Origin of the sequence: Rhodococcus sp. ACS1 (genome assembly GCF_002300155.1) — a bacterium.
Lineage (GTDB): Bacteria > Actinomycetota > Actinomycetes > Mycobacteriales > Mycobacteriaceae > Rhodococcus_F > Rhodococcus_F koreensis.
Genome location: NZ_NSDZ01000003.1, coordinates 359,727 through 385,960 on the forward strand (window position 1 = coordinate 359,727; position 26,234 = coordinate 385,960).

General features: G+C 68.3%; 20 protein-coding genes. 12 read left to right on the top strand and 8 right to left on the bottom strand.

All coding sequences use genetic code 11. From position 1 onward, the window contains the following. Positions 1-25: 25 nt before the first annotated feature. Positions 26-1,477 carry a PepSY domain-containing protein gene (locus CJ179_RS12195; protein WP_095861711.1) on the top strand — a complete coding sequence of 484 codons (1,452 nt, stop codon included), beginning with the start codon at positions 26-28 and terminating at the stop codon, positions 1,475-1,477. A 30-nt stretch (positions 1,478-1,507) separates the two neighbouring features. On the opposite strand, the gene CJ179_RS12200 is transcribed toward CJ179_RS12195, so the two are convergent. Further along, the gene (locus CJ179_RS12200; protein WP_095861659.1) at positions 1,508-2,176 is read right to left on the bottom strand and encodes an AIM24 family protein; all 669 of its coding nucleotides are present in this window, start codon (positions 2,174-2,176) and stop codon (positions 1,508-1,510) included. Positions 2,177-2,197: 21 nt separating this feature from the next. After that, on the bottom strand, positions 2,198-2,674 hold the full coding sequence (locus CJ179_RS12205; RefSeq protein ID WP_072946749.1) for an Lrp/AsnC family transcriptional regulator: 477 nt from the start codon (positions 2,672-2,674) through the stop codon (positions 2,198-2,200). 135 nt (positions 2,675-2,809) lie between these two features. Here CJ179_RS12205 and pdhA point away from each other — a divergent pair, with 135 nt between their 5' ends. From pdhA to CJ179_RS12230, 5 genes are all read left to right on the top strand, one after another. After that, on the top strand, positions 2,810-3,946 hold the full coding sequence (pdhA, locus tag CJ179_RS12210) for a pyruvate dehydrogenase (acetyl-transferring) E1 component subunit alpha (RefSeq protein ID WP_072946750.1): 1,137 nt from the start codon (positions 2,810-2,812) through the stop codon (positions 3,944-3,946). A gap of 3 nt (positions 3,947-3,949) precedes the next feature. Beyond that, positions 3,950-4,954 (top strand): alpha-ketoacid dehydrogenase subunit beta, encoded by a 1,005-nt coding sequence (locus CJ179_RS12215; protein WP_095861660.1) that lies wholly within the window; start codon positions 3,950-3,952, stop codon positions 4,952-4,954. Then, the gene (locus CJ179_RS12220; protein ID WP_095861661.1) at positions 4,951-6,174 is read left to right on the top strand and encodes a dihydrolipoamide acetyltransferase family protein; all 1,224 of its coding nucleotides are present in this window, start codon (positions 4,951-4,953) and stop codon (positions 6,172-6,174) included. The genes CJ179_RS12215 and CJ179_RS12220 overlap by 4 nt, the downstream gene beginning before the upstream one ends. Then, positions 6,175-7,548, top strand: a complete 1,374-nt coding sequence (lpdA, locus tag CJ179_RS12225) for a dihydrolipoyl dehydrogenase (protein ID WP_095861662.1) — start codon at positions 6,175-6,177, stop codon at positions 7,546-7,548. Between the two features lie 108 nt (positions 7,549-7,656). Further along, a complete protein-coding gene (locus tag CJ179_RS12230; RefSeq protein WP_095861663.1) occupies positions 7,657-8,091 on the top strand; it encodes a VOC family protein in 435 nt (144 codons plus the stop codon). Between the two features lie 12 nt (positions 8,092-8,103). On the opposite strand, the gene CJ179_RS12235 is transcribed toward CJ179_RS12230, so the two are convergent. After that, positions 8,104-8,943, bottom strand: a complete 840-nt coding sequence (locus CJ179_RS12235; protein ID WP_095861664.1) for a nucleotidyltransferase domain-containing protein — start codon at positions 8,941-8,943, stop codon at positions 8,104-8,106. Between the two features lie 38 nt (positions 8,944-8,981). On the opposite strand from CJ179_RS12235, the gene CJ179_RS12240 reads away from it, so the two are divergent. Continuing rightward, positions 8,982-9,377, top strand: a complete 396-nt coding sequence (locus tag CJ179_RS12240) for a VOC family protein (RefSeq protein ID WP_095861665.1) — start codon at positions 8,982-8,984, stop codon at positions 9,375-9,377. A 9-nt stretch (positions 9,378-9,386) separates the two neighbouring features. Here CJ179_RS12240 and CJ179_RS12245 read toward each other — a convergent pair whose 3' ends face one another. Beyond that, positions 9,387-10,532: an aromatic acid exporter family protein gene (locus tag CJ179_RS12245; RefSeq protein WP_095861666.1), complete on the bottom strand. Its 1,146-nt coding sequence runs from the start codon at positions 10,530-10,532 to the stop codon at positions 9,387-9,389. Between the two features lie 275 nt (positions 10,533-10,807). On the opposite strand from CJ179_RS12245, the gene CJ179_RS12250 reads away from it, so the two are divergent. Continuing rightward, positions 10,808-13,171, top strand: coding sequence for an arylsulfatase (locus CJ179_RS12250; protein ID WP_373560138.1), 2,364 nt, complete (start codon positions 10,808-10,810; stop codon positions 13,169-13,171). Between the two features lie 50 nt (positions 13,172-13,221). On the opposite strand, the gene CJ179_RS12255 is transcribed toward CJ179_RS12250, so the two are convergent. Continuing rightward, entirely contained in the window at positions 13,222-14,334 is a 1,113-nt protein-coding gene (locus CJ179_RS12255) for a M48 family metallopeptidase (protein WP_095861668.1), read from the bottom strand. Positions 14,335-14,555: 221 nt separating this feature from the next. Between CJ179_RS12255 and CJ179_RS12265 the strand changes: the two genes are divergently transcribed. Further along, positions 14,556-17,012, top strand: a complete 2,457-nt coding sequence (locus CJ179_RS12265) for a pyruvate dehydrogenase (RefSeq protein ID WP_095861669.1) — start codon at positions 14,556-14,558, stop codon at positions 17,010-17,012. Between the two features lie 17 nt (positions 17,013-17,029). Beyond that, positions 17,030-18,202 (top strand): FAD-binding oxidoreductase, encoded by a 1,173-nt coding sequence (locus CJ179_RS12270; RefSeq protein WP_095861670.1) that lies wholly within the window; start codon positions 17,030-17,032, stop codon positions 18,200-18,202. Between the two features lie 41 nt (positions 18,203-18,243). Here the strand turns inward: CJ179_RS12270 and CJ179_RS12275 are convergent, their stop codons facing one another. After that, positions 18,244-21,708, bottom strand: a complete 3,465-nt coding sequence (locus CJ179_RS12275; protein WP_095861671.1) for a serine/threonine-protein kinase — start codon at positions 21,706-21,708, stop codon at positions 18,244-18,246. 116 nt (positions 21,709-21,824) lie between these two features. After that, entirely contained in the window at positions 21,825-23,075 is a 1,251-nt protein-coding gene (locus CJ179_RS12280) for a LuxR C-terminal-related transcriptional regulator (RefSeq protein WP_095861712.1), read from the bottom strand. A 191-nt stretch (positions 23,076-23,266) separates the two neighbouring features. On the opposite strand from CJ179_RS12280, the gene hxlB reads away from it, so the two are divergent. After that, complete coding sequence (gene hxlB, locus CJ179_RS12285) at positions 23,267-23,848, top strand: 6-phospho-3-hexuloisomerase (protein WP_095861672.1); 582 nt, start codon at positions 23,267-23,269, stop codon at positions 23,846-23,848. Positions 23,849-23,890: 42 nt separating this feature from the next. Then, positions 23,891-24,520 carry a 3-hexulose-6-phosphate synthase gene (gene hxlA / locus CJ179_RS12290; RefSeq protein ID WP_095861673.1) on the top strand — a complete coding sequence of 210 codons (630 nt, stop codon included), beginning with the start codon at positions 23,891-23,893 and terminating at the stop codon, positions 24,518-24,520. A gap of 128 nt (positions 24,521-24,648) precedes the next feature. Here hxlA and zwf read toward each other — a convergent pair whose 3' ends face one another. Further along, a complete protein-coding gene (zwf, locus tag CJ179_RS12295) occupies positions 24,649-26,193 on the bottom strand; it encodes a glucose-6-phosphate dehydrogenase (RefSeq protein ID WP_257015455.1) in 1,545 nt (514 codons plus the stop codon). Positions 26,194-26,234 lie beyond the last annotated feature (41 nt).

Here is a 26,234-nt window from a genome sequence, read left to right on the forward strand (position 1 = left end):
CACCCGAACTCGAATCGAGACCATCATGTCCATTCCCGAACTCGAACGCGACAAACCCGTCGCGCCCGCCCCGTCCTCGTCGGCGTCGCCGCCGCGCAGTCTCCGGCCACTGATCCTGCGTCTGCACTTCTACGCGGGGATTCTGGTGGCCCCGTTCCTGGTGATCGCCGCCGTCAGCGGCGGCCTCTACGCCCTCGCGCCGTCCGTCGAGCAGCTGGTCTACCGCGACTACCTGCATGTCGACTCGACCGGGCCCGATCTGTCCGAACAGGTGCGGGCCGCGCAGCAGGTTCGCCCGGACCTCGCCGTGGCGGCCGTGCGCCCGGCGACCGAACCGGGTGAGACGACGCAGGTGATGTTCACCGACCCCGGGCTGGGCGAATCCGAACGACTCGCGGTCTTCGTCGATCCCGCCACCGCGCAGCCGAAGGGCGAACTGGTGGTGTACGGCAGCAGTGGGGCGCTGCCGATGCGGACCTGGATTTCGCAGTTGCACCGGCACCTGCACCTCGGTGAGCCCGGACGTATCTACAGTGAGCTCGCCGCGTCGTGGCTGTGGGTCATCGCGCTCGGCGGCGTGTACCTGTGGGTGCAGCGGTATCGCACGACCCGGGCCCGGAACGCGGACGCCGCCAGGTTGTGGACGCTCGACCGGTCGAGCCGCGGCCGCAACCGTACCCTGAGCTGGCACGGGGTGGTCGGGGTCTGGATCGCGGTCGGTCTGGTGTTCCTCTCGGCGACGGGCCTGACCTGGTCGCGGTACGCGGGCGAGAACGTCGGCGAACTCCGTACCGCCCTGAGCTGGACCACCCCCAAGATCGACAAGAAACTGGACTCGGCTCCGAACACCGGCGGCGCTGCCTCGGGCGGTCACGACGGGCACGGCGCCGGGCACACTCCCGCGTCGGATCCGGGAATCCTCGACACGAACGTGGGCGAACTCGACACCGTCCTCGACGTCGCCCGGCGCAGCGGTGTCACCGGCGCCGTCGAGGCGACCGTTCCCGCGGACACGGGCACCGCGTTCACGGTCACCCAGACCCGCGAACCATGGCAGTTCTCGACCGATTCGATCGCCATCGACGGGGCCACGGGCACCGTGACGGACGTGTCGCGGTTCGCCGACTGGCCGCTCGCCGCGAAGCTGACGTCCTGGGGCATCGCCCTGCACATGGGTTTGCTGTTCGGTCTGCTCAACCAGCTGATCCTGGCCGCTCTCGCGGTGGCGTTGCTCGCCGTCATCATCCGCGGCTACGTCCTCTGGTGGCGGCGCAGTCCCACCCGCGGCACTGCCCGGGCGGTGGGCAGGCCGCCGGCGCGCGGCACGTGGCGTCGAATCCACCCGGTCGCGGCCGTGACCGGAGTCGCCTGCGTCGTCCTCGTCGGCTGGTTCGTCCCGCTTCTGGGACTGAGCCTCGTCGCGTTCCTGCTCGTCGACGTCGCGGTCGGTGCCCTCGGCCGTACCCGGGCCGGGTGATCGACAGGGGCACCCGCACAGACGCCGCGGTCAATGCGTGGGAACCGGGTGCCCCTCCGACGCCTGCACGACGACGAATCCGTTTCCGGTGAGGCACAGCTGATATGCCTCACCGGATCCTCGGCCGATCGCAGCGCCCATCTTCGCCGTCTTGCGGATCGACGAGTGCAGGCCGGTCGACCACAGCACTGCGCTCTGCATGTCGACGTAAGTGGGGGTGTCCACGTTCAGGACGACGGGGGTGCCGTACACGGTGACGGCGAGAACGCCGCGCCCGGTGAAGGTGGTGTTGAACAGTCCGCCACTGAGCATCGACGCGCCCTCGACGCGGTGGATATCCCAGCTCAGGGAACTGTCGAACGCGAGGACGTTGGAACCGTTGACGGTCACCGACTCGTCCTCGAGTTCGAGCAGGAAGATCTCGTCGGCGTCGCGGGCGAGGAACACGTCGCCGCTGCCGGACACCTTCATCAGCGACATGCCCTCACCGGTGAACGCCTTCTTGAAGAACTTCCCGACGCCGCCGCTGCCCTCGTACGAGAAGTCGACGTCACCCTGGTACGCGACCATCGCTCCCTGCCGGGCGAAGAAGTGGCCGCCAGTTCCGGTCAAGTCCACCTTGAGCATTCGGGGATTCTGGAGCACGAAGGTGCCCGGTAGTCCATTGCGTTCCGCGTTCTTCATCAGGTCGCTGCGCATGCTGCGATCGTATCCGCCGCGTCAACGAACCCATTCCGGACCGGGCCCGCTGGCTTCCTCGAAAATCAGCCACGTCTTGGTCGCCTGCACACCTTCGAGGCTCTGCAACCGTTCGAGGACGACGTGACGCAGTGCGCTGTTGTCCGGTGCGCGGACGAGGACGAGAACGTCGAAATCGCCACCCAGTAGTGAGAAGTGCTCGACGAACGGCAATGTCCGCAGCTGGGTGGAGATTCCCCGCCACGAGTCCTGCCTGATCGACAGGGCGATGAACGCGGAGGAGCCCAGGCCCGCCTTGGAGTGCGAGATGCGGGTGGTGAATCCTTCGATGATCCCGGCTTCCTGCAACCGTTCGATGCGGACGTACGCGTGGGCGCGGGAGATGTGTGCCTTCTCCGCCAGCGCTCGCATCGAGATGCGGCTGTCGGCGACGAGTTCCTTGATGATGCGTCGGTCGATCGCGTCGAGTTCGTACGTGTCCGTTGTGCCCTCGGCCATCTGTCCATCCCTGCTGTGGTCGCTCACACTCCGGTGAGACATTCTGCCCCCGACAGGCCGATTCTAGGCCATTTGTCTCTGATTCCTCCCAGTCGTTGTCGATAGGTCGTTCAGTTGCGAGCATTGACGAACACAATGCATATGGAGGTAGACGTGACGCTCGTAGAGCAGCCCCCGGCGAGGCCGTATCGGAAGTTCCTTCCCGCCGACAGTGCGGTGCAGTATCTGGATTCGGCGGGCGCGCTCACCGAGAGCGAGGCCCGGTACCCGAGGCCGAGCGACGACCGTCTGGTGGAGATGCACCGGAACATGGTGCTGGGCAGGCGCTTCGATCAGCAGGCGACGGCCCTGACCAAGCAGGGCCGGCTGGCGGTGTATCCGTCCTCGCGTGGCCAGGAGGCCTGCCAGATCGCGGCGGCGATGAGCCTGCGACCGACCGATTGGATGTTCCCCACCTACCGCGACTCGGTGGCGCTCGCCGCCCGCGGCATCGAGCCGGTCGAGATCCTCAGCATGCTCGCCGGCGACTGGCACTGCGGCTACGACCCGGCGCGGCACCGCAGTGCACCCCAGTGCACCCCGCTGGCCACCCAATTGCTGCACGCCACCGGTGTGGCGTACGGCGAACACCGCAGGGGCCGAGACGCGATCGCGCTGGCGTTCTGCGGCGACGGCGCGACCAGTGAGGGCGACTTCCACGAGGCCCTCAACTTCGCGGCCGTGTTCAAGGCCCCGGTGGTGTTCCTGGTGCAGAACAACGGATTCGCGATCAGCGTGCCGCTCGCCCGGCAGAGCGCCGCACCCACGTTGGCGCACAAGGGCGTCGGCTACGGAATCGGCAGCGAGCAGGTCGACGGCAACGACCCGGTCGCCATGCTCGCCGTGATGGACGAGGCAGCGAACTTCGTCCGGGCCGGCAACGGGCCGGTCATCGTCGAGGCCCACACCTACCGGATCGACGCGCACACCAACGCCGACGACGCCACCCGCTACCGCGACTCGTCCGAGGTGGAGCAGTGGCTCGGACGCGACCCGCTGACCCGGCTGGAGAAGTACCTGCGCGGCCGGGACCTGCTCGACGACGCGTCCGTCGACGCCCTGACCGCCGAGGCCGACACCGCCGCCGCGGCCCTGCGCGCCGGAATGAACGTCGACCGGCCCCACGACCCGCTCGATCTGTTCCGGCACGTCTTCGCCGAACCCACCCCACAGTTGCGCGAACAGCAGGCCCAGGTGCAGGCCGAACTGGCCGCCGAATCCGAGGAGCACTGAATCATGCCCACACTCACCATGGCTCAGGCCCTGAACACCGCGCTGCGCGACGCGCTCGCCGCGGACGAGAACGTCGTCGTCTTCGGTGAGGACGTCGGCACCCTCGGCGGCGTCTTCCGCGTCACCGACGGACTGACCCGCGACTTCGGCGACGACCGCTGCTTCGACACCCCGCTCGCCGAATCCGGCATCATCGGTTTCGCCATCGGCATGGCGATGGCCGGGTTCAAGCCGGTCGTCGAAATGCAGTTCGACGCGTTCGCGTACCCGGCGTTCGAGCAGATCGTCTCCCACGTCGCGAAGATCCGGAACCGCACCAAGGGCGCGCTGTCGGTGCCGATCGTCATCCGGATCCCGTTCGCCGGCGGCATCGGCGGCGTCGAGCATCACTGCGATTCCAGTGAGGGCTACTACGCGCACACCCCGGGGCTGAAGGTGGTGGCCCCGTCCACCGTCGAGGACGCCTACACCCTGCTGCGCGCCGCCATCGACGACCCGGACCCGGTGATCTTCCTCGAGCCGAAACGGCTGTACTTCTCCCGCGCCGACGTCGATCTCGCGGTGGGCGCGCCGATCGGGAAGGCAGCCGTCCGGCGTGCCGGCCGGGACGCGACCCTCGTCGCCTACGGTCCGTCGGTGACCGTCGCGCTGGAGTCCGCCGAGGCCGCCGCGGCGGAGGGTCACGACCTCGAGGTGATCGACCTGCGGTCGATCGTGCCGTTCGACGACGAGACGGTCATGGCGTCGGTCCGGAAGACCGGCCGGTGCATCGTCATTCAGGAGGCGCAGGGTTTCGCCGGTGTCGGCGCCGAGATCGCCGCCCGCGTCCAGGAACGCTGCTTCCATCACCTGCACGCCCCGGTGTTGCGGGTCAGTGGATTCGACATCCCGTACCCGGCGCCGAAACTCGAACGCCTGCACTTGCCGAACATCGACCGCGTCCTCGACAGCGTCGACCGGTTGCAGTGGAACGACTCCGCCGACACCCGTTGGGCGGTGACAGCATGAGCGGCCAAGTCTTCCTGCTCCCCGACCTCGGCGAGGGACTCACCGAGGCCGACATCGCCGAGTGGCGAGTCCGCGTCGGCGACACCGTCACCATCGACCAGGTGGTCGTCGAGGTCGAGACCGCCAAAGCCGCGGTCGAGGTGCCGATTCCGTTCGAGGGCACGGTGATCTCCCTGCACGGCGACGAAGGCTCGACACTGAAGGTCGGCACCCCACTGATCACCGTGAGCGGTACCCCCGCCGCGCACGAGCAGTACCGCGAGGAGGAACAGTCCGGAAGCGGCAACGTCCTGATCGGGTATGGCACCAGTGAGGACACCGGTCGGCGCCGGCGTCGTGTCGCCGCGAACCGCGAAATCGCGCAGGCCCCCAAGGCTTCTGCGACGCGGGTCATCTCGCCGGTCGTCCGCAACCTCGCGCGGCAGAACGACCTCGACCTGTCGCGGCTGCCGGGCAGTGGTCCCGGTGGTGTGATCACCCGCGCCGACGTCGAGCGGGCGCTCGACACCACGCCCGACTCCACTGACGTGCAGCGGATACCGATCAAGGGCGTGCGCAAGGCGGTCGCCGACAAGCTGTCCACGAGCCGCCGCGAAATTCCGGACGCCACGACGTGGGTGGACGTGGACGCCACCGAACTCGTGCAGGCCCGCCGCACGATCAACGCCGCACTGCCCGAGGACGACAAGGTCGGTCTGATGGCCCTGCTCGCCCGCTTGGCGCTCGCGGCGCTCGCGCGGTACCCGGAACTGAACTCCACAGTTGACACCGACCGCAACGAGATCGTGCGCTACGGTCATGTGCACCTGGGCATTGCGGCGCAAACCCCACGCGGGCTGGTCGTCCCGGTGATCGAGAAGGCCGACTCGCTCACGACCGTCGACCTTGCCCGGCAACTGCGGGACACCACGGCGCTGGCCCGCGAGGGAGCACTTCCGCCGTCGCGGCTGACCGGGGGCACGTTCACCCTCAACAACTACGGTGTGTTCGGTGTGGACGGTTCGACCCCGATCATCAACCATCCCGAGGCGGCGATCCTCGGTGTGGGTCGTATCGTCGACAAACCGTGGGTGGTGGACGGGCAGTTGGCCGTTCGGAAGGTGATGCAGGTGTCGCTGAGTTTCGATCACCGGGTGTGTGACGGCGGTGTCGCCGGAGGATTCCTCCGGCTGTTCGCCGACTACATCGAGAACCCGATCACCGTCCTGGGGAGGCTGTAGATGACAGGCGCGCACAGCGACGTCCTGATCCTCGGCGGCGGCTCCGGCGGTTACGCCTGCGCCTTCCGGGCCGCGCAACTCGGGCTGTCGGTCACACTGATCGAGGCGGACAAGATCGGCGGAACCTGCCTGCACCGGGGTTGCATCCCGACCAAGGCGCTGCTGCACTCCGCCGGGATCGCCGACGCCGCGCGGACCGGTGTGGAGTTCGGGGTGCGAACGACGTTCGACGGCATCGACATCGACGCGGTGCACCGGTACAAGAACGGCACGATCGATCGCTTGCACAAGGGGCTCCGAGGCCTGGTCGCCCACCACAAGATCACCGTCGTGACCGGTCACGGAAAGTATCTCGGGAACAGGACGATCGAGGTGGACGGCACCCGCTACACGGGAACGTCCGTGGTTCTCGCCACCGGCTCCTACGCCCGGACCGTTCCGTCCATCGAGCTCGGTGAGCGCATCGTCACCAGCGACGACGCCCTGAACCTCGGGTTCGTCCCGAAGAAGGCCATCGTCCTCGGCGGCGGCGTGATCGGTGTCGAGTTCGCCAGTGTCTGGGCGTCGTTCGGCGCGGACGTGACCATCGTCGAGGCACTTCCTCGCCTGGTCGCGGCGGAGGATCCCTGGTGCTCGAAGCAACTCGAACGCGCGTTCCGCAAACGCGGTATCTCCACCCGAACCGGCGTCACGGTCGCCGCGGCGAAGGAGACCGCGGACGGCGTCCTCGTGGAACTCGACGGCGGCGACACCCTCGAGGCGGACATCCTGCTCGTGGCGGTGGGGCGGGGACCGCGCACCGGAGACTGCGGATTCGCCGAACACGGCATCACCCTCGACCGCGGGTTCGTCGTCACCGACGACCGGCTCCGCACCCCCGTCGACGGTGTGTATGCCGTCGGAGACATCGTGGCCGGACTTCAGTTGGCGCACCGTGGTTTCCAACAGGGAGTCTTCGTCGCCGAGGAGATCGCCGGCCTCGATCCGGTCCCCGTGGCCGAGGATCTCGTTCCGCGGGTGACGTACTCGCACCCGGAGGTCGCGTCCGTCGGTCTCACCGAGGCCGCCGCCCGCGAACGGCACGGCGACGCGACGTCCGTGGTGTACGACCTCGCCGGCAACGGCAAGAGCCAGATCCTGCGAACGTCGGGCGGGATCAAGGTCGTCAGGGCCGGGGACACGGGCCCGGTGGTGGGTGTGCACATGGTCGGCGACCGCGTCGGCGAGCTGATCGGCGAGGCCCAGCTGACCGTCGCCTGGGAAGCCCTGCCCACCGACGTGGCTCCGTTCGTCCACGCGCACCCCACGCAGAACGAGGCGCTGGGCGAGGCGATGCTCGCGTTGTCGGGGAAGCCGCTCCACACGCACGGCTGAGCGCGGCGTCGTCGATGCGCCACCACGCGATGCGGAACGGTGCCACTATCTGATGCGGAGCAGTTTCGCTCCCCAGGTACACCGCCCAGCTACGGAGGAACTCGCATCATGGACTGGACACTCGAAGTGGTCGTTCTGCCCGTCAGTGACATCGATCGTTCCGTCGCGTTCTACCGCGACAAGCTCGGTTTTCATCTCGATCACGACACCACCAACGAGCACATGCACGTCGTTCAGCTGACGCCGACCGGTTCGGGGTGTTCGATCGTGATCGGCGACCTCCCGTCGCACACGGAGATGGCGCCGGGGTCGATGAGGGGACTGCAGTTAGTGGTCGCCGACGCCGCCGCTGCCCGCCAGGAGTTGCTCGATCGAGATGTCGAGGTCAGTGAGATCACCGTGTTCGACGAGCGTGACGGGGGAACGTTCTTCGGATTCGCCGATCCCGACGGCAATACGTGGGCGGTCCAGCAGATCAGGGCGCGGGCGGAGAAGCCGCTGATTCCGGTCGAGGCCCGCGGGCGGTTCGGGGCGGACGGCTGAGGGTGCGCGTGCTCAGGTGAGCGGGCAGGCGTCGCGGGTGTCCGCGACGAGCTGTTCGGCCAGGGTGAGAGCGGCAGTCAGTTCGTCCGGTGTCGTGCCGAGCCGGCCGAGGACGGCGTGAGCACGAGCGCCGAAGTCGGCCGGTGCGTTCGGCAGGGCGCCGGCGGCGGCTGCGGCGCCCTTCTCGCTGATGAGCCAGCGCCGGGCGTGGGCGTGCAGGGCGTGGGCGCACAGGCATACTGCGCGGAACAGGCACCCCGCCACGTACGTGGTGTCGGCTCGCGGGATTGCCTTGCGGGCCAGCGCGGTGACGAACTCCGCCTCCCACAGCTCCCGCCGCACCAGGGCGTCGCGCAGCGCGTCCGGGTAGTGCTGCATGGCGGTTCGGAACTCAGCGAGCTGTCCGGACGGATCGACGAGGATCACCGCCGACGCGAGTTCGCCGGCGTACGCGAAGTCCGCGAACCCGAACGGGTGACCGGTCTGGGCGTGGAACCCGTACACCCCCCGTTGCGAGTCCTGCCAGACCGAGGCCACCCGGTCGAGGTCGCGGTACAGCCAGTCCACCGCCCGGCCGTCGTACGACAGCCACGCCCCGCCGTCGACCCACGGACCCCATTCGCCGGTGCGGGTCGCCGACGCCCCGGCGCCCGCCCACTTCTGCGCGAGCGCGGTCAACCCGTCGGTGTCGAGCGCCCCGCGGTAGTAGACGCCGAGGTCGTAGTCGGATTCCGCCGTGTGCGTGCCGCGGGCGCGGCTGCCGCCGAGGGTGACGCCGACGACGCCGTCGACGAGGCACAACCGCCCGGCGAGGGGCCGCAACACCGCATCCTGAAATTCCACACCCCACATCGTCCACCCCGGCCCGGCGCAGCGGATAAATTCGGATCATGCTCATCCTGGGAACGACTGTGATCGGGGCACGCGACGTCGACCGCGCAGTCAGGTTCTGGACCGAGGCACTCGGATTGGCCGCGCGCCAGCCGGTCGGCGACAACGGCTTCACCAACCTGACCCGGCCCGACGGCCGGCCGGTGCTCGCGATCCAGCAGAGCGAACACGACGCGGAACCCGAACCACGACTGCACCTCGACCTGCACGCCCGCGACAGCGAAGATCAGGCCGCCGAGATCGAACGACTCGTCGGTCTCGGCGCGCAGCGGGTGCCGTGGGACCGGTACCCGGAGGAATCGGACTTCGTGGTGCTGGCGGACACCGAGGGCAACCGGTTCTGCGTCATCGACAACTCCCGTGCGCCCGACGAGTGCCGGCTCGACCTGTCCTGAGCTACGGGGCTACGCGGCTTCCGCGTACTGGGCGGGGCGGGGCAGCATCGGCCGGCAGACGGCGCGCGGGATGCCGCACACCTCGAAGAAGTCGATCACGATCGATCGGACCTGTGCGGACACGACCGCCGCGGAGAACCCGGCCGAGATCTCCTGCTGCGGCAGTGCGCGTGCGAACCGTTCGAGTTCGTCGCTGAGCTGGATTTCGTTGGGCTTCTTCGCGGGAGTCGCGAGGATCATGAGCCGCATCCGGTCGGCGAGGTGCGCCAGTTCGGAGACGGCGTCCGCCAACTGCGGGTCCACCCGCTCGCCGTCGTACGTGGCGATCAGGGCTCGCCGCACCAGAACCCGGGTGTTGCGTGCGGCGTTGTCGATCGGGTCCGCGATCGACGCGAGCCGGCCGATGCGGCGACGTCCCCGCCAGTGAATCGGCGAGATGCGCGCCACCTCGGAGCCCGAACGGAGTTCGACGCGCATGCTGTCGATGGTCGACTGCGTCGAACGGGCAAGCGCGAGAGCGTCCTCCAGTGCGGAGACATCGCCGGCGGCCAGTCCCTTCGACGTCTGCCGGAGGGCCGCGGCGACGCTGTCCAGCACCGCGGCGGCACACCGGCGCGTCCGTCGCACGGGGTCGGTGGGCAACACGGACAGCGCCACCAGACTCAGCGCACCGCCGATCAACGCATCGACGACCCGATCGAACGGGTGCGCGGCGGTCGCGGACGCCATCGCCGCGACCAACGCCGCCGACGAACCCGACTGCAGCACGATCACCGAGCCACCGTCGAGGAGCACCGCGAAAGACATGGCCACCGCCACCACGAGGCAGATCTGCCACGGGCCGTTGCCGATGTACCGCACGACGACGTCCGACACGATCGTTCCGATGGTGACACCGGCGATGAGTTCACCGGCGCGGCGGCTGCGGGCGCCACGCGCGACGCTCAGGCACACGACCGCGGCCAGCGGGGCCAGCAACGGCTGCTCGTGACCGGCCACCTCGACCGACACCCACCACGCCGCCCCCGCGGTGACCGCCGTCTGCGCAATCGGTACCAGGTACCCCGCGAAGCGAAGCAACGCGGTGCGCAGCGACGGCCATGCGGTGGAGCCGGCACGTCGGAGGAGGCCGAGTATCGAGATGAGCTGGAGCACAGTGGTACAGCTTTCTGGACGATCACACGCGGGCAGGAGCACGTTCACCGCAAATCCTGTCCTGAAATTCTTACGCGCGTGTAAAAGTGGCCCCTTTCATTGCGCAGATCACGTTCTGCCACCGGTTTTGGGCGATGCAGGTCACAGCGGGTGAACGCGGTTTGGAATCTTCGTGATTCAAACCACTCGCCGGGGTCGTGAGCATCCGTACGATTCCCCCACATGTGCGGGGAAATCCTTTCTCCGTGAGTGAAGGGATTGCGCGCGTGCCCGAAGTGGGAAGTAACGGAACCGGTGGTGTCGACGGTCAGCAGCAGATCCCGTCGGGCGCGCGAGGGTACGACGGATTCGGCGGGCGCATCGGGCGGACGAGCGCGGAGTCGACGCCGTGGTGGAAGCCGGAGACGAAGGCCCCGGCCGGCGCGCCGAACATCGTGGTGATCCTCATCGACGACATGGGCTATTCGGACATCGGGCCGTTCGGCTCCGAAATCGACACCCCCAACCTCAACCGGCTCGCCGACAGCGGCTACCGGCTGTCGAATTATCACACCACCTCGGTCTGCTCACCGGCCCGCGCTGCGCTGCTCACCGGGCTGAACCCGCACCGCGCCGGGTACGGCAGCGTCGCGAACTTCGATCCCGGCTTCCCCGGGCTGCGGATGGAACTGGCGGACGACGCGCTGAGCCTCGCCGAGATCCTCCGCGCGAACGGGTACGCCACGCACGCGGTGGGGAAGTGGCATCTCGCGCGCGACACCAACCTCGCGCCGGGGCGCACCCGCGACTCCTGGCCGCTGCAACGCGGGTTCGACAGCTACTACGGGTCGCTCGAAGGGCTGAATTCGTTCTACTACCCGAACGAGTTGATCTCCGACAATTCGGTGGTCGACGTCGAGGAGTACCCGTCGGACTACTACGTCACCGACGACATCACCGACAAGGCCGTCGCCCGCATCAAGAGCCTGCGCGCACACGACGCCGACAAGCCGTTCTTCCTGTACTTCTCGCACATCGCCATGCACGGGCCGCACCAGGCCAAGCCCGAAGACCTCGCGAAGTACCGAGGCCGCTACACCGAGGGCTGGGACGCCGTGCGACGCAACCGGTTCGATGCCCAGGTCGAGTCCGGTTTCTTCCCTCCCGGAACGCCGATCGCCGAGCGGAACACCGAACCCGGCTACGACGCCCCGCCGTGGGACGAGCTCACCGAAGAGGAGCAGTTGCGGTTCGCCCGGTACCAGGAGGTCTACGCCGCCATGGTCGACAGCATCGACCAGAGCGTGGGCCGGGTCCTCGACACCCTCGACGAACTCGGCGAAACCGACAACACCATCATCGTGTTCACCTCCGACAACGGCGGCACCGCCGAAGGCGGTGCGGCGGGAACCCGTTCGTACTTCAGTCAATTCGTGCACGGGCCGGTGCCGTCCGACTGGGTGCGCGACGTCCCGCACGACGAAGAACTGATCGGCTCGGAGAAGATCGGCGTCCACTACCCGCGCGGCTGGGGCCAGGCCTCGAACACGCCGTTCCGGTTCTACAAGGGGCAGACGTTCGCCGGCGGTGTCCGGGTGCCGTTCCTGCTGTCCTGGCCTGCCGGGCTCCGGCGCGCCGACGGCGACACCGGGCTGCGCAAGCACTACTCGTACGTCACCGACATCACCCCGACCCTCCTGGACCTCGCCGGACTCGAGACGCCGACCCATCGGAACGGGCTTCCCGCGCAGGAGCGGGACGGCGTCAGCATCGCCGACGTCCTGCGCGACGCCACGCAGCCGACCCCGCACACGGAGCAGTACGCCGAGTTCGGCGGTCACCGCGGGTTCTACCGGGACGGCTGGAAACTGCTGTCGCTGCACACGGATCCGACCCGGGTCGACGATCCGCAGTGGCAACTGTTCGACGTCGAATCCGACCCCGCCGAGACAACGGACGTCGCACACCTCTTCCCCGGGAAGGTGCGGGAACTGGCCGAGGCATGGGATCGCGCGGCCTGGCACAACACCGTGTTCCCGATCCTCAACGATCGCAAGGCCGTGCAGCGCCGGCCCGACGAGCGCCGGCTCGCGGAACCGGTGAAGATCCTCGCGGGCACACCCACGCTGGAACGGTATCGGTCCAGTGTGCTGATCCAGTACCGCGACTTCACCATCGACGTCGCCACCCATGAGATCGCCGCAGGCGAGGAGGGAGTGCTCGTCGCGCACGGCGATCCGCACGGCGGTTACGTGCTCTACGTCGAGGACGGGCGGATCTTGTTCGCGGTCAACAGTTACGGCCGCGTCGCACACACGTCGGCGCCCCTGGGCGAGGGTGTGGTCGGTGTGCAGGTGCGGGCCGAGGCCACCGAATCCGTCCGGTGGAACTTCACCGTCGCGCTCACCGATGGGGCCGGGGTGACCACCGACGTCGCCACCCTCGACGACCAGTTCCAGCTCGTGGGCATGGCGCCGTGGACCGGGATCTCGGTGGGCGTCGACGCCCGCGGACCGGTGGTGTGGGATCTGCGGGAACGGCGCGGGACGTTCCGGTTCACCGGCCGACTGCGGTCGGTCACCTATACCCCCGGACCGGTGCGGGTGCCCGAACCGGTCATCCAGGAGGTCGAGGAGCTGGCCGAGGCAATGGCCGACTGACGGGAAGGCCGGGCGCGCGTTGCTGTGCCCGGCCTAGCGTCGGCTTCCGGTCAGTTGTCGCCGTCGCTCTTGTCGTCGGAATCCCGCGTGCCCTCGGAATCCTTCTTGCCGTCGGAGTTCCGGCGCCAGTGGGTGAAGCGTTCCTTGATGTCCGCCGCGACGTCGCCGACACCATTGCCGACGGCGTCGACGGTGGTGCCCAGTCCGCTGCCGATCTCGCGGAGCATGCGGATCAGCGGGTCGTTGGAGGCGTCGAAATTCTGCTTGTACGTTTTCGCGGCCTTGCGGAACTCTTCGCTGATCTTGGCGTCGTCGTCCTCGTGCCGGCGTGGGTACTCTCCTCGCAGGATTGCCGCGTAGGCGCCGCTGTCCACCCATTTCTTCAACTCGGCGGCCCGCAGCACCGAGAACGGGTGGGCGAGCAGTTCGATGTTGAGGAGCTTGAGGACGCCGTCGCGGAGGTCACCGCTGGCGTCGTACTCCGCGGCCTGGGCCAGGAAGGCGTCGGTGTCGATCTCACTCACCCGGGAACCGCCGGCCAGCTTCAGTTGCACGCGGAGGGCGGTGTGGACGTCCTGACCGCACAGCAATCCGGCACGGTCGCCGGACAGTTCGGACTTACGCTGCCATTCCATGAGCGCGGCGATGATCGCCCGCAGCGCCCACCCGCCGATGGGCATCCAGCCGATGGTCCCGGCCAGCCGCATCAGGTGCATGAGGATCGTGCGATACACCGCGTGCCCGGACAGGGCGTGACCGAGTTCGTGACCGATGACGAACCGCTGCTCTTCGTAGTTCATCACGTCGAGCAACCCGGTGGTGACCACGATGAACGGCCGGTCCATGCCGATGGTGAAGGCATTCACCACCGGGGTCTGCAGCACGAACAGCTCAGGTGTCTCGTCGGCACCCAGGATCCGCACGCAGTCGCTGCGGAGGTCGTGGAGATCGCTGAACTGCCGTTCGTCGACGCGCACCGACGTGGCCAGGTACATCAGCCGGTGCTGGCGCTCCTGCAGCAGACCCGAGATGGTCCGGAAAACGGTGTCGAACCCCTTCAGCGTGCGCAGGGTGACGAGCGCCGCCCGGTCCGCGGGGTGCTCCCACGCACGCGAACTGATGTCCGGGAACGCCGTGCGAACGCGGTCTGGTGTGGTGGTCAAATCGATCCCCCTGAGTTGGTGTGCGCGGTGAACAGCCCTTCCGGTCAGGGTAGCGCCGGGCGGTGGCGACGGCGGTCGTGCTGGGCATTTTGCCAACCGTCGACCGCGGCGTCCGCTCTGTGAATGCGCAGGATGCTTAACTTTGGTCACCGGTATTGCTCAAAGTGCGTTCCGATGGTCGACTGTTGTGAGAGATCTGCACATGAGACCTCGAAGATGCGGTGAGGCCGGTTCCCACAGGTCCGCCTGCCCGTCACCGCCGATCCGCCTCGCTCACGAACTGGGCCGAGGAGGATCGGATTCGGTGCCCGGAACTCACAGGCAAGGACGAAACCATGAACGACGCCCGCACGATCGATGCCCACACGAACCAACTCGCCCCGCGCTCGAGCACTCCGGAAGCACTCGTGGAGATCGAGCAGCGGGTGTTGTGGTTGGCGACGTCGATGATCCATCACGCCAACCGGGTTCGGCCGAATCCGACGGGGTTGAAGGTGGGTGGGCATCAGGCGTCGTGTGCGTCGATGGTGTCGATCATGACGTCGTTGTGGTTCGAGCAGTTGCGGCCGGGGGATCGGGTGTCGGTGAAGCCGCATGCTTCGCCGGTGCTGCACGGCATCAACTACCTGCTGGGGGAGTTGGACGAGAAGTATCTGACGACGTTGCGGGAGTTCGGTGGCCTGCAGTCCTACCCCAGTCGGGCGAAAGATCCGGATCCGGTGGACTATTCGACCGGGTCCGTCGGGATCGGTGCCACGGCCCCGATCTGGGGTGCCATCGCCCGACGCTACGTCGACACCACCATCGGCGGTGCCGGGACGGGACGACAGTACTCACTGGTCGGGGATGCCGAACTGGACGAGGGCGCGGTGTGGGAGGCGATCCTGGACACTTCGGTGTCCGAGCTCGGGGAGATCGTGTGGATCGTCGATTTGAACCGGCAGTCCCTGGACCGGGTGGTCCCGAACATCGCCGCCGGCCGGCTCGAGGCGATGTTCTCCGCCGCCGGGTGGCAGGTGATCACCGTCAAATTCGGGACCCTGCTCGAGTCACTGTTCACCCGGGCCGGTGGTCCGGCGCTACGCACCCGGATCCTGGACATGCCCAACCCCGAATACCAGCGGCTGCTGCGCTGCGACGCCGAGGAACTGCGTCGTCGTTTGCCCGGCGACGGCCCCGACGCCGCCGCGATCGCCTCGCTGATCGCCGAGTTGGACGACGGCACCCTGCTGCGGGCGATCCGCAACCTCGGCGGCCACGACCTCGACGCCCTCCGCGCCGCCTATGCGCAGATCGACGACACCCGGCCCACGGTGATCATCGCCTACACCATCAAGGGCCGCGGCCTGCCCACGCAGGGGCACCCGCAGAATCATTCGTCGTTGCTGACGGTGGAGCAGTACCAACAGCTGGCCACCGAACTGGGGATGGATCCGAACGATCCGTGGGCACGGTTCGCCGCGGACAGCACCGCGGGCCGGGTGTGCGCGGCCACCGCGGAGACGTTGACGCGCAAGAAGGTCGAACTCGCCACACCGCCCGCCGTCCCCGCCGACATCGGGCGCACCCCGTCCGGGACGTCCACGACCCAGGCAGCGCTCGGGCGGGCGTTGCTGGATCTGTCGCGTCAGGCCCCGGACGCGGCGAAGCGGGTGGTCACGGTCAGCCCGGACGTCTCGTCGACGACGAATCTGGCGGGCTGGTTGAACAAGGTCGGGGTGTGGTCGCCGAACGAGCGCCGCAACTGGTTCGACGACGACGCCGAGACGATCATGCACTGGCGGGAAAAGCCCACCGGGCAGCACATGGAACTGGGGATCGCCGAAACCAACCTGGTCGGGTTGATGGGGGAGCTCGGAGCCACCTGGAGTCGGTGGGGTCAGCCGCTGTTCCCGATCGGGGTGATGTACGACCCGTTCGTCGAACGTGCCCTCGAGCCGTGGTCGTACGGGATCTACGCGGGCGGGCAGTCGATCCTGGTCGGCACTCCCTCCGGCGTCACCCTTGCCGCGGAGGGTGGGGCGCACCAGTCGATCAAGACGCCGTCGATCGGGCTGGAGCAGCCCGGGTGTGTGAGTTTCGAGCCGGCGTTCGCGATCGACGTCGAATGGACCCTGCTCGACAGCATCTCCCGGCTGGGACGGCCGGACGGTTCCTCGTCGTACCTGCGCCTGTCGACCCGCCCGGTCGATCAGACCCTCGCCGCCGTGCCCTCCGACCCCGCGGCCCGGGAACGCCGCCGCCGGCAGGTCGTCGCCGGCGCCTACACGCTGCGGCACACCGACAAGCCGGTGGTGACGTTGGTCGGGGTCGGTGCGATGATCACCGAAACCCTCACCGCCGCAGACCGGTTGGCCGAGCAGGGGATTGCCGCGGATGTGGTGTGTGTGACCAGCCCCGGACTGCTGTTCGAGGCGGTCCAGGCCCGCCGCGGACTCGCCGACGGTCCCTCGTGGATCCTCGACCAGGTGTTCCCCGCCGACCGGGCGGCACCCATGGTGACCGTCCTGGACGGGCACCCGCACACCCTCGCGTTCCTGACCGGCATCAACAACGTGCCCGGTGCCGCGCTCGGGGTCAGCAAATTCGGGCAGGTCGGGTCCCTCGACGACGTCTACCGCTACCACGGCATCGACACTGACAGCATCGTCCGCGCCGCCCTCGACCTCACCGACTGAAAGCTGCCGTGTCCGTCATGGATTCACGGTGCGCGTGGGATGACGACCCGGTAGTGGCGGCATGGTCGGGGTTGCCGCGGTTGGAATCACGCCTGACCGCGGATGCGTGCGTCGTCGGACTCGGCGGTTCCGGTCTCGCCGCTGTCGAGGAACTGACAGCCCGCGGGCTCACCGTCGTCGGCCTCGATTCGGGTCGCGTTGCCTCGGGCGCGGCCGGACGGAACGGCGGATTCCTGCTGGGTGGTCCGGCGGCGTTCCTGCATTCGTCGGTCGCCGCGTGGGGTGCGGTGTCGGTGGACCTGTACCGGGCGACGCTCGCCGAACTCGGCCACCTCGCCGACATGCTGGGTACGGATGTGATCGCGCGAACCGGGTCGATTCGGCTGGCCGGACTTCCCGGCGATCCCGTCGGCGACGCCGAAGCCGCCGAGCGGGCAGCAGAACTGGAGGATTGTCACGCGCTCGCACAGGCACTGCGGGACAATGCGATAGCCGTCGAACCCTACGACGGGGAGCTGGGGCAGGGGATATTCCTGCCCGACGACGCGGCGACGAATCCGTCGCGCCGAGCATTGGGTCTCGCGTCGATACTGCGCAATTCGGCCAGTCTGTACGAGAATTCGCCGGTCACCTCGCTCGAGCCCGGAGTCGTGCACACCGGGCACGGCACGGTGAGCGCACCGGTGATTCTGGTCGCCGTGGACGGGAGACTCGAGCAGGTACTTCCGGAGCTGGCCGGCCGAGTCCGCACCGCGCGACTGCAGATGCTCGGCACCGCACCCGGACTGCCGCCGCGGCTGCCGTGCCCGGTGTACGGGCGGTGGGGCTACGACTACGCGCAGCAATCCGCCGACGGCCGATTGCTGGTCGGCGGTGGCCGCGACCTGTTCGCCGACGCGGAGTGGACGTCCGACACTGAGCCGACCCGACCGGTGCAGTCCCACATCGAGAGGGTGGCCGAACGGATGGCCGGGCGGCCGGTGTCGGTGACGCGGAGATGGGCGGCGTCCGTCGGCTTCACTCCCGACGGTCGCCCCCTGTGCTGCGAGGTGCGGCCCGGCGTCTTCGCGGTCGGAGGGTACAACGGAACCGGCAACCTGGTGGGGCCCGTGGCCGCCCGGGCCGCGGTCGCGCTGGCGCTGGACGGAATCGCGCCGCCGAGCTATCTGGTTGCGTCGGCGGCCGACTGAACCCGATTCCGCGCCTCACCGCCGACCCGTGATGCGCTCCGTCAGCCGAACGAGCCGAGTACTCTGTCGACGAAACTCGGTGTGATCTCCGGATGCTCTTCCACACCAACCGTACTCAGTCGTTCACGGAGGGATCGGAGCGCGGTGACCGTCTCCGGTCCGCCGTCGGGGAGGAAGCGGATCAGGCCGTGCCGGGCACAGTGCGCAACGACGGGCAGTAGCGCCTCGTGGGCATCATCCGCCCGCCCGGCCGCCCACAGGCACGTGGCGAGCAGCCGGCCGGCGTGAAGTCGCGCCATGGCGCGTTCGGTTCCATCGAGGGCACGCAACCAGTCGCCGGCCCACTCGCAGGCGATGCGGATCTGTTCGGCGTCGCCACTGCGGACGAGCAGCAGGATTGCGGCCTCGTCCTCCAGTTCGGCGGTGACGCGTTCGATGCCGTCCACCGGTTCCCGGCGCGTTCCGCGGGTGACCGGGACGAAACGGGGCCGAGGCGGCAATCCCAGCCGCACCCGTTCACCGTCCACCGCTGCCCGCAGTCGAGGGAGGGACAGGATGTGCGCGGTGCGGATGCCTTCGTCGAGTAGGGATCCCGCGCCTGTGTGGTCGCCGCGTACCGATCTGATCCGTGCGCCCAGGCAGTAATGGCGAATCATGAAATCGGACGCACCACCCAGTGACGCGGCGTCGGAGGTCTCGCCGAGTAGCTCGGCCGCCTCCTCGATCCTGTCCTGCAGATAGAGTTCCTCGGCGAGCAGCGCACGGGTGAGTCGCGCGTGCTGGGATTGGGTGTTGCCGGCCTCCCGCACGAGATCGAACGCCCGGTGATACAGCTCGCTCGCCCCGGCGATATCGAGCTGCTCCGCCCTCGCCATGCCGGCGAAACAGTACCCGTACGCCACGGAGTAGGGCCCGGTGGTCTTCCGGTGGTACGGGGCAGCCCACGTCTGCCTGTCGTACGCCTCGTCGAAATGGAACTCGTACGTGTCGACGATGGTGGCGATCAGTGCCGCCAACGACACCACGAACGGATGATGGTCGTGGGCGTGGGTCAGGCATTCGGCGACAAGGTCTTTGACACCCGCCGCATGATCGGCGGTGATCCTGATATCGGCCTGCAGGACGTTGGCTTCCACCTGGAGCTGGGCGCGCTCGTCGTCGGGAAGGTCGAGAGTGTCGAGTAGCTCCAGCGTGCGGCGCCGTGCGTTCGCTGCGACGTCGAGCCGTTGCAGCTCGGTGTTCGCCCACCCGATCGTCAGCTGCAATCGGGGACTGGACAGCACCCAATCGGCGGGCAGCTTGTCGATCAGGCCGAGCAGCGTCGACATCTGCGACCGGTCGAGGAGATACAGGCTGTCGTCTTCGAGGAGCCGGACCGCGGCGGTTCGGTCACCGGTCGCGAGTGTGTGGTGGAGGGCCTCTCCGAGGAGGTGCCGTTCCCGGAACCAGGAGGCCGCTCGCCGGTGCAGCGCCGCGATCCGGTCGGGGTGATCGCGCTCGAGACGCTGGCGCAGGATCTGAGCGAAGAGGTGGTGATAGCGGTACCACCTACGGTCCTCGGCCGCCCGGCCGAGGAACAGATCGCGGGCGACGACCTGCTCGAGCCGCGCTGCGCCGTCGGGGACGTCGGCGAGGGCCGACGCCAATTCGCCGCACACCCGTTCCGGAACTGCGGTTGCGAGAACGAAATCGAGGAGGTCGGGTTCGAGTGCGTCGAGGACGTTCTCCGCGAGATACTCACCCAGGGTGTCGGTTCCGGCGCGGAACCGTTCGAGCAGAGTGTCCGGGCCGCCGGATTCCCGCAGGGACAGCGACGCCAATTGGAGCGCCGCGATCCATCCGTCGGTCGAGGCTCGGAGCTCCTCGACGTCGGAGTCGGTCAGGGGTGTCTGCATTCGTTCGGCAAAGAAGTCCCTGGATTCGGCGAAGTCGAATCCCAGTGCTGTGGAATTGATTTCCTTGAGTTCGTCGTGCACGCGCATGCGACTCAACGGCAGTCCGGACCGGCTGCGGCTGGCCACGATGATCTGCAGGTGGTGGCAGCCGTGGTCGAGGAGGAATTCCATCACCGCGATCGATGTCGGCGCGGTGACCCGATGCCAGTCGTCGATCACGACGACAAGTGGATCCCCGCTCTCGTGCAGTCGATTGATCAGCGAGGTGAGCACGAATCGCTCGACCGACTGCCCCTGCTCCTCGAGTGCCTGCCCGAGATCGCCGACCACTTCCGCCCGCACCCGCCGGATCGCTTCGATCAGGTGCGAGAGAAACCACACCGCATTATCGTCGTCCGAGTCCACCGTCAGCCACGCGACAGTGACTGCGGCGGCGACGAGTTCGTCCCGCCACTGCGCGACCAGACTGCTCTTGCCGAACCCGGCGGGACCGTGGACCAGGGTCAGCCGGCAGCCCCGGCTCGCCCGGAGTTCGTCGAGCAGGCGGTGACGCCGCACCAGTTTCCGGGTGGTCGTGGGCGGCCGGAACTTGGTCAGCGGGACCGGTGGCGTCCGTGGCGTCTGCACCGGGTAGGGACGCGGTGTCGGCTTCGGTGCGAGCGGTGGCGCGGCCTCGGTGGCCTCGGCGTTCTTGCCGGGTGGCTGTCGCGGGGTTCTCTGGGCGGGCACATGCATGTGGTCGACTGCCATCCCGTGTGTGCGTTCGGTGACGCGTAGTTGGTCGCCGAATTCGGCGGCGCTGCCGGGACGTTTCTCCACGGACCGGGCCATCGCCCGTTCCAGTGCTCCGCACACGTCGTTCGGGATGCCGGTGTCGCGCAGGTCCGGGACCGGCTGCGAGGAGATCCGGAGGAACTGGGCGACGACCTGTTCACCGCTGCGGCGTTCGAACGCGGCATGTCCGGTGAGTGCGCAGAACAGTGTTGCTCCGAGGCTGTACACGTCGGAGGCGACGGTGGGCGGGCGGCCCTCGAGCACCTCGGGCGCGGTGAATGCCGGGGAACCCGTGATCGACCCGGCGGCGGTCTCGAAGCCACCGGACACCCGGGCGATACCGAAATCGGTCAGTTGCGGTTCGTTGTATTCGGTCAGCAGGATGTTCGCCGGTTTGACGTCCCGGTGCAACGTGCCCGCACGGTGAGCGGTCTCGAGTGCGCCCGCGATCTTCACCCCGAGCCGAACGGTCGATTCCCACCCGATCGGACCCGTCGTGCGAATCTGTGCGTCCAGGGATCCGTGTTCGTGATACGGCATCACCAGGAAGGGGCGGTCACTCCGGGTGATGCCCACCTGATACAGATCGACGATATTGGGGTGCCCGGACATGCGGCCCATCGCGCGTTGCTCGCGCACGAAGCGGGCGAGATTCTCGCGATCGAGGTCGGTGGTGAGGACCTTGACGGCAACGGTGCGGTCGAGATCTTCCTGCACACAGCGATAGACGACCCCGAACCCGCCCCGTCCGATCTCCACGGCGTCGTCGAAGCCGGCGGCGGACAGTTCCACCGCGATATCCGGCTCGCGCTGCGTGGCCCACCGATCATCCGCCATAGGCTTGCACCACCTCTGACACGCTTCCCCCAGGATAGTCCGCCAACCCGCGCGGCGACCCGAGACGGACGACCGCCGATCCGGATTTTCCGATCCCGAGGTGGGAGCGCCTCCCGCTACCGTCGCGCGCCGGTGACCATAGCTGCGTCGGGCGAAATGCCCGCGCGAATTCCGATCGCACCGGCTTCGCCGCGGTTGGTGACGTCGAGTTTCTGCAGCACGCTGGCGACGTGGAACTTGACCGTGCTCTCGCTGATGCCCAGTTCCGAGGCGATGGCCTTGTTGCGTTTGCCGACCGTCAGATGCGCGAGGACCTCGAGTTCCCGGGGATTGAGGGTGGACAACAGGTGCTCGTCCGGGCGTGCGGCCGGGGGATCCAGCGGAATCACGAGCGACACCCGGCTACCCCACCCGGCGATGCTTTCGATGTCGACGCGCCCGCGCAGGGTGTGCAGCCGCCCGGCCAGTTGCCGGGTGAGGGCGCTGCCGTCGATCGCTCCGGAGCCCTGATCTCGGACCTCGAGCAGCACGTTGTCGCCGTCGCAGTCCCACGCGACCCGCAGCCGGGCCAGCACCGGTTGCGCCCCGAACGCCAGGACGATGGTGCGGACCATCGCCCTGGCCGCATGCGCGATCTCGCCCGGAAGCGGTCGCCCGTCCGCCGGGGGTTCGACGTAGTCGATCTCGACCTCGCAATGCCGCAGCAGCGGACGTACTTCTCCCTGTAGCCGGGCGAACGCGGTGGTGACCGCCTCCTCGGAGAGGGCGCGGTCGGCATCGCCCGCCGATCGCAGCGCGATCAACGCCGCCGACGCCGTCTCGCTGGCGGTGATGCGGGAGCGGCGATCGTCGAGGTCGTTCGATCGCAGTGTCCCCAGGATCGAGGACAGGGTGGCGTCGTGAATCTCGGTGAGTTCGGCTATGGTGCGGGCCCGTTCACTGGACGCGGCGCGGGACTCGGCGAGGTAGTCGGGGCTGGCCTGGGCGACCTGCTGACGGATCGAGGTGGCGACGATCCCGAACAGCGCCACGATCAGGTCCGGGTCGGGCGGCTCGGGTTGGACCCGCTTGGGTACGACGACCAGCAGGGTGTCGGTGGCATCGCGCACCACCCAGAGCGGGCGCCGGGCCCCTCCGAGAATCTGGACCCCGTCGAAAACCGTGCCGAGGTCGGCCGACTTCTTCAGGGCGTCGAGTTCGTCGATGGTGACGCGGTCGACGATCTCCCGGTTCCCGGCGACCTTCCGTGGTCGCCCGGTGCATTCACACGTGAAGATCACGAGCGCGTCATGCGACCACAGTGAGGTCAGATACCGGGAGAAACGCGCCGCGATGTCCGGCAGCGGGCCCGCGATCACGGCGCGCATGTCCGCCCACGACTGCGCTTGCTTCCGATCGGTGTCCTCGACGCTTACCACGGCATCCACCGTAGGGCCGATCGGTGTGCGGCGGCACTGGCCATCCGGCCAGCGCCCACTCGTCGAGCGACCGGGTGCCGTCGGGGTGCGGGCTCGGCAATCTTGTCTCCACGACCGGACCCGCTATACCGAGGAGGATCATGACCGTCACCATCGAAGACACTCGAACACGGTTCGACGATGGGCGCCGCATCGTGCTGGACGAGAACGAACGGCTGCTCAATTCCGTTGCCGCCGAACAGTGGGACCGTGCCGGCGCGTTGATCACCTCCGCCCGCGCGGTGTTCGTGATCGGCAACGGACGCAGCGGCCTGGCCGTGCAGATGGCCGCGATGCGCCTGATGCACCTCGGCCTGCGCGTCCACGTGGCCGGTGAGGTCACCGCCCCCGCCGTCGGATCGGGCGACGTCCTGATCGCGGTGTCGGGGTCCGGGACCACCGCCTCGGTGATCGGGGCCGCCGACACCGCCCGGAAGGTCGGCGCCTCCGTCGTCGCGGTCACCACCGCCGCCGAGTCGCCGCTCGCGCTGCGGGCCGACGAGATCCTGGTGCTCCCGGCGGCCGACAAGCAGGACCACAGCGCCGCCATCACCGCGCAGTACGCGGGCAGCCTGTTCGAGCAGTCCGTCCTCCTCGCCTTCGACGCGCTGTTCCAGGCGCTGTGGTCGCACGCGGACCAGACCGCCGAACGGCTGTGGGAACGCCACGCCAACATCGGCTGAATTAGCACCACCCCTGAACCCCCCAAGAAACAGGAGAAATACATGACGAAGCTGCAGGTAGCAGTCGACCTTCTCACCACCGCGGACGCGCTGGCGCTGACCAACAAGGTGGCCCCCTACGTCGACATCATCGAGTTGGGCACGCCGCTGATCAAGAGCGCCGGCCTCGGTGTGATCAGCGCTGTGAAGGCTGCGCACCCCGACAAGGAGGTCTTCGCGGACCTCAAGACCGCCGACGCCGGTTTCCTCGAGGCCGACCTCGCGTTCGCGGCCGGCGCCGACCTGGTCACCGTCCTCGGTGCCGCCGGTGACGCCACCATCAAGGGTGCCGTCGAGGCCGGTCAGAAGCACGGCAAGAAGGTCGTCGCCGACCTGATCGGTGTCGAGAACCGTGTCGAGCGGGCCCGCGAGATCGCCAAGCTCGGTGTCGCGTTCGTCGAGATCCACGCCGGCCTCGACGAGCAGGCCCAGCCCGGGTACTCGATCCAGACCCTGCTCGACGACGGCAAGATCGCCGGCGTCCCGTTCTCGATCGCCGGTGGCGTCAAGGTCGACACCATCACGGCCGTCCGCGATTCCGGTGCGGACGTCGCCGTCGCCGGTGGCGCCATCTACAGCGCCGCCGACCCGGCCGCTGCAGCGAAGGCCCTCAAGGACGCACTCGCCAAGTAGTCTTCCGGCACCCGAAATACCCTGAGCAGGATCGCTGCTCAGGGTATTTCGCGTGTCCGGGAACTGCGGGGGACAGGTGAGCGGCAAAGCGTGCCGGGGCACACTTTGGCACTCACGTGGGGCTGAAACTAGAGCGTGCGCCACACCCGGCCGGAGCGGCTCAGGATGTCGTCGGCGGACGCGGGGCCCGAGGTGCCTGCCGGGTAGGTGTCCGGCCGGCCGGCCGTGGCCCAGTGCTGTAGGAGGGGGTCGATGATCCGCCAGGAGTGCTCGACTTCCGCGCGGCGGGGGAACAGTGTCCCGTCCCCGCGGAGGACGTCACCGATCAGCCGCTCGTACGCCTCCGGCGCCGGGTCGAACACCGACCGGAAGTCCATGCCCAAGCTCACCGGCTGGATCTGCATGCCACCCCCCGGGCGCTTGGCGCCGATGTGCAATTCGATCCCGTCGTCGGGTTGGACGCGGAAGACGAGGACGTTCGAGACCCCGGCGGCGCGGGCCGCGGGCGACCCGTGAGCGGGTGGCGTGAACGTGACCGCGATCTCGGTGGTCCGGCGCGCCAGCCGTTTTCCGGTGCGGATGTAGAACGGCACTCCCGCCCAGCGGCGAGTGGTGATCCCGACGGTCAGGGCGGCGAAGGTCTCGGTCGACGAGTCGGCAGGGAACCCGTCCTCCTCCGTCAGACCGGGCAGCCGAACGTCGTCGTCGATGCCGGCCCCGTACTGGCCGCGGGCCGACGTCTGATCCAGGGGTCCGAGTAGTTCGGTGGCGGAGAGGATCTTGACCTTCTCGGCGGCGATGCTGTCGGCGTCGAAGCCGACGGGTTCCTCCATGGCGATCAGCGCCAGCAACTGGAGCAGGTGGTTCTGGATGACGTCGCGGGCGGCGCCGACGCCGTCGTAATACCCGGCCCGTCCGGTCACCCCGACACTCTCGGCCATCGTGATCTGCACGTGGTCGATGTGCCGGTTGTTCCACAGCGGTTCGAACATCCCGTTCGCGAACCGCAGCGCGAGGATGTTCTGTACCGTTTCCTTGCCCAGATAGTGGTCGATCCGGTAGATCGACGACGGTGGAAAATATTGTGCCAGTGCGACCTCGAGCGCCCGGGAGCTCGGCAGGTCGTGACCGAACGGCTTCTCGACCACCACCCGTCGCCACCCGCGTGCGGGCCGATTCAACCCGACGACCGCGAGCCGGCCGCACACGGTGGCGAAAGCGGAGGGCGGGACCGACAGGTAGAAGACGTAATTGTCCGGCTTGCCGCGGCGCTGATCGAGGACGGCCAACAGTGAAGCCAGCTGCGTGAACCCGCCCGGATCGTCGAACGACCCCTCGACCAGGTGGATGCGCTGCGTCAGGGCCTGCCAGACCGCGGGGTCGAACGGCCGCCGGGCATGAGCGATCACCGACTCCCGCAACACCGGCTCGCTGTTCGCGGCGTCGCGGGCGAATCCGACGAGATCGAACCCCGCGGGTAGCTGACCACAATGAGCGAGATCGTAGATTGCGGGAACCAGTTTCTTGCGGGCCAGATCACCGGTGATGCCGAAGATCACCAGCGAAGACAAGTCGGCCACCGGGCCGATGTCACCGATCACCAGTTCCCCGCCGACGCGGCCACCGGCCTCGCTTGTGAGCGGGACGCTCTGCTGCACTTCAGACACGATCACTTCTGCTGCACTCCGTACATTCGCTCCTCGACAGGCGCATT